Source organism: Actinomyces sp. oral taxon 849 str. F0330 (assembly GCF_000239715.1).
GTDB classification, from domain to species: domain Bacteria; phylum Actinomycetota; class Actinomycetes; order Actinomycetales; family Actinomycetaceae; genus Actinomyces; species Actinomyces johnsonii.
The window spans coordinates 201574-205633 of sequence record NZ_JH470353.1 but is presented as its reverse complement, the minus strand read 5'-3'; the positions used below and the strand labels follow the sequence as shown (position 1 = coordinate 205633).

Annotated in this window: 3 protein-coding genes and 1 pseudogene; 2 read left to right on the top strand and 2 right to left on the bottom strand. The window is 51.2% G+C overall.

The annotated features are described in order from the left end of the window. Together HMPREF0975_RS09485 and HMPREF0975_RS16705 are read left to right on the top strand one after the other, a co-directional pair. A partial coding sequence (locus HMPREF0975_RS09485) for an IS3 family transposase (RefSeq protein ID WP_009233943.1) occupies window positions 1–444 on the top strand: 444 nt, incomplete at its 5' end. Between the two features lie 267 nt (window positions 445–711). Continuing rightward, window positions 712–1259: pseudogene (locus tag HMPREF0975_RS16705) on the top strand (IS1634 family transposase); the annotation flags it as partial. Between the two features lie 97 nt (window positions 1260–1356). Here HMPREF0975_RS16705 and HMPREF0975_RS14940 read toward each other — a convergent pair. Both HMPREF0975_RS14940 and HMPREF0975_RS14935 read right to left on the bottom strand, forming a co-directional pair. Beyond that, window positions 1357–2349, bottom strand: coding sequence for a glycosyltransferase family 2 protein (locus HMPREF0975_RS14940; RefSeq protein WP_009233941.1), 993 nt, complete (start codon window positions 2347–2349; stop codon window positions 1357–1359). A 44-nt stretch (window positions 2350–2393) separates the two neighbouring features. Continuing rightward, complete coding sequence (locus tag HMPREF0975_RS14935; protein WP_009233940.1) at window positions 2394–3473, bottom strand: glycosyltransferase; 1080 nt, start codon at window positions 3471–3473, stop codon at window positions 2394–2396. Window positions 3474–4060: the final 587 nt, after the last annotated feature.

Below are 4060 nucleotides of genomic sequence, written 5' to 3'. Positions count from 1 at the left end.
CTTGCGACCGTTCTGGACTGCTGCACCAAGAAGGTCGTGGGTTACGCGATGGCCGACCACATGCGCACCTCCCTGGTGCGCCAGGCCATTGACATGGCGGTACGCAGGTGCCCGGTTGACAGGGGCGTGACAGTCTTTCATTCAGACCGAGGTAGTCAGTACACGTCTCAGAGGTTCCTGGATCATCTCAGGTCTTATGGGATTCGTCCCTCGGTGGGGAATACGGGGGTTTGCTGGGACAATGCGTGGGCGGAGTCATTCAACGCCACACTCAAGAATGAGAGGGTACACCGGATGGTGTACCCCACGAAGGGTAAAGCGATCAGTGATATTGCCTCGTGGATCGAGCTGATATATAATCATGTCCGCCTTCACTCAGCCCTAGGGTATCGCACCCCGAACGAGGTCGAACGCGAACTCATGAACTTAACGAAAGCAGCCTGAAACACAAACAAGCACTGTCCGAAAAACACCCAGCAGTCCAGATCACCACCGACCAGATGCAAGGGCCCTGGCCCAGCCCCGCCACCGCCTACCCCGACCGAATCAACCCCCACCTATAAAACGCTTACACAGAAAACTGGACAGGCCTCGGGACAGGACAGATCAGACTCAGGACAGCCCTCCTGCACCGGGGCAGGCGGGGGTGTCAGTCAAGTTCGGGTCACCGCCACGCAGGCTCCTACACCATCATCAGCGTCATGAGTCAGGATCTACTACCGCTACAGCGCCGACAGAGCCCGACGCACCCTACGCGGGATCGACACCCAGGTCGCCAAGGCCGAGAAAGCCGTCGCAGGAAAGATCCCCGTCAAGCGCAATCGCTTCGTGCACCTGTCCGGCGCCACCCGGAGCATCAACCGCGACCTGGAGAAAAGGGCCCGCACCCTGGCCGGGTGGAAGGGCTACGTCACCAACCTGCCCAACCCCGACCCCGAGACAGTCATCAGCGCCTACCACCGCCTGAACACGACATCGAGAAGTCCTTCCGCATGTCCAAGTCCGACCTGCGAGCACGCCCCATCTACCACCATCTGCGCCAGTCCATCGAGGCCCACCTGACCATCGTCACTGCAGCCCTTGCCATGGCCCACTGGCTGGAGACCACCACCGGCTGGTCCATCAGACGCCTGATCACCACCGCACGCCGCTACCGCACCATCACCATCAACATTGCCGGGCACACCCTCACAGCCGCTGACCCTCTCCCACCCGACCTCACCCAAGCCCTCCACAACATCCACCACGACACTAAATGAGCCAACTCAGATATGAGCAAGGAATGTGTCATGTTGTACGAAATGAGCAACGAGCACAGTCTCGACCGGCGGACATAACTAATCATTACGGATAAAATTAAGGTCGTATCGGATCGGTTGGTTTTACCCAAATGACTTTCCACCAAGTCCGGTACATTACCTTCCATGTTGTTCGAGTTTTTTGCTGTGTTATTAACTCCCAAGTTTTTTGACTCGTTTTTAAACCTACTGAAAAAGCTAGATGCATTATAGCGATTCCAAGGATTCTGCAGATCGCATTGATTCCTATCATTATATTAATGACGTTATACTTTAGTATAGAATAATGTTTACGGTAGTAGCGACGCAAACTTTGATAAAGCAAAATCGTCCGTTTCCCATCGGTCGTGTCGAACGATCCACCATGGATGTGGATCATTTCGGCCTGAGGAGTGAAGCGCACGGTCCACCCAGATTCCCAGATTCTAGCACACCAATCAAGTTCCTCAGCGTAAATAAAAAAATACTCATCTAGACCTCCGGTATCAACAAAAACTTCTCTGCGAACCATGAAGCACGCTCCATTAACCCAATCGACTTCCCGCTCCATGTCGTGGTCGCTGAAGGCCGGATACTTGCGGCGTAACCATCCCTGTATCCAAGGTAGACGGATGAGATCTGTATAACGCAGAGTGTCGTTAAGCACAGATGGAAAATCATCCATTGACCATTGCAATGTTCCATCAGGATTAAGGTGTCTTGCGCCTACGCATCCTGCCTCCGGATGTCTTTCCATACAGTCAACCAATCCGCTGACCATAGTGGGTTTCGCAATGGTATCGACATTTAGCAATAGAATATAGCGCCCATGACAGTATTTGAAACCAATATTATTAGCAGCAGCAAAACCATGATTCCACATTAAAGGAACACTTTTCACTTCAGGCCAGCATTGCCGCAAATACTCAATCGATCCGTCTTTGGAGCCGTTATCAACGACAACAACTTCTATATTCATCTCTGTTGTTTTATATAAAGAATTAAGGCATTGATCTAACAGATGTCTTGAATTCCAGTTAACTATAATAATCGAGACGATAGGGGGCGTCATGTTGACCTTCTATAATTTATTTGCGCTGCAACAATATGTTTGTTTCATTTATTTTCGATTAAGAATTTGTATAACGATAAATGCTCATCCACTACTCGTTCATTTGAAAATTTCCTTTCTGCTGTTGTCCGACATTCTGCACGATCAAACTTTGCATAATCACGCAGTTGGCCTGCCAACTGGCTCATATTCGAACAAATTGCACCCGTGATCCCATCATCGATTACTTCGTCAACTGCGCCTTCTCGCAAGGCAAGCACTGGAGTACCGCAACAAAGAGCCTCTACTGTTGATGTACCAAAAGTGTCGGGCCATGCTATTGGATGAAGCAAAGCGCATGCTTTCCCCAAGAAACGGTATCCTTGTTCCAAAGATAATTCTCCGACAAACTGTATTTGATCACCATCAATAAGAGGCTTTACTTTTTCATGAAAGTAGTCTATTTCGTGGGGTTCAATAACTCTTGCTGCGATTTTTAAGCGGATACCGGCAGCCATTGCTGCTTCAATAGCTGTGAGTGCGCCCTTTTCTGGGCTCATTCGTGCAAAGAAAGCGGCATAAGTTCCTTCTGAATCGCCAGATCCATCACCAAACGGAATCGAACTTACATCTACGCCAAGTAAAATGGTCCTTGGTTGCCATCCTTGAGCGCAGTTAGCTTGAGAATGAGAAATTGCTAATACAGTCGCATTTTGAGAGGCAACTTTATAGATCCTAGATAGGTCGGGCCAGCTGTGACCAAGCTCAGGTTTTGGGGGGTCAAATGGAAGGTAATTGGTGGTTACAATTGGGATATTGGTAAGAGAGGGGCCAACAAGAGGGCCAGAAAATGTTATGTCATGAACGATGTCCACATGCTTATCCTGAAACCACTCATATCCTGCAAGAACATGGTTAAGTTCCATAGGGGCGCTATGCCATCCATTCAAATTTTCAATTCCCTCATAAAGTGCATTTCGATTTACAGGACAGGTAGACGTTGTGGCGGACCAAAGATAAACATCTACATCTCGCGCTTTTAATCCTCTGCATAAATGATCGATCATTCTTTCGATGCCGCCATATGCGGTGGCGGGGATGGTCCACGGAAATGAGAGAATGCCGACCTTTAGTTGCTTCGACAAGAGACGCCTCGATTCAGAATTTGCTAGACCTAGTTTTCAGACTCATCGTCTAGTTGATTATAAGATATTTTCGGTTTCTGTCAACCTTGCGACGAAGCTCATGAAGGGTGCCCGAGAAGGAGGCTCGGTGCCTCGCTGAGAACTGTCCGCGAAGTCCGTGAACCGTGGTGGGCATGGGAGGTGCCTGGTGCAGGCCAGGACCGAGATCACAGGCAGGTACGCCAGGGCTTACGCGAAGGCCTCGAAGCTCGAAGAAGGGGAGTTCCTCGATGAGATCGCACAGTCACCGGCTGGAGCCAGGAGGGCGCGCGCCGACGCCTGGTGGCCGCAGCCAAGCGCTCACTTAGTCACAGGAAACCGGGGCCCAGGACCAGAGCCCGCAGGTACTCATACGACACCTTGAGGATCCTCCAGCGGTGTGGGCCGCCAGCGGCGGGCAGAACTCCAAGTACTTCAAAGAGTCCATGCCGCTGCCGCCAAACCTGCTGGAGACGAGCGATGAGCTCGAGACAGAGCCCGGGTTCTTCGAGGCCTATCACCACCGCCCACCGCGGGTCGCCCCTCAAAGGAGAGGAAATCCGGACCGT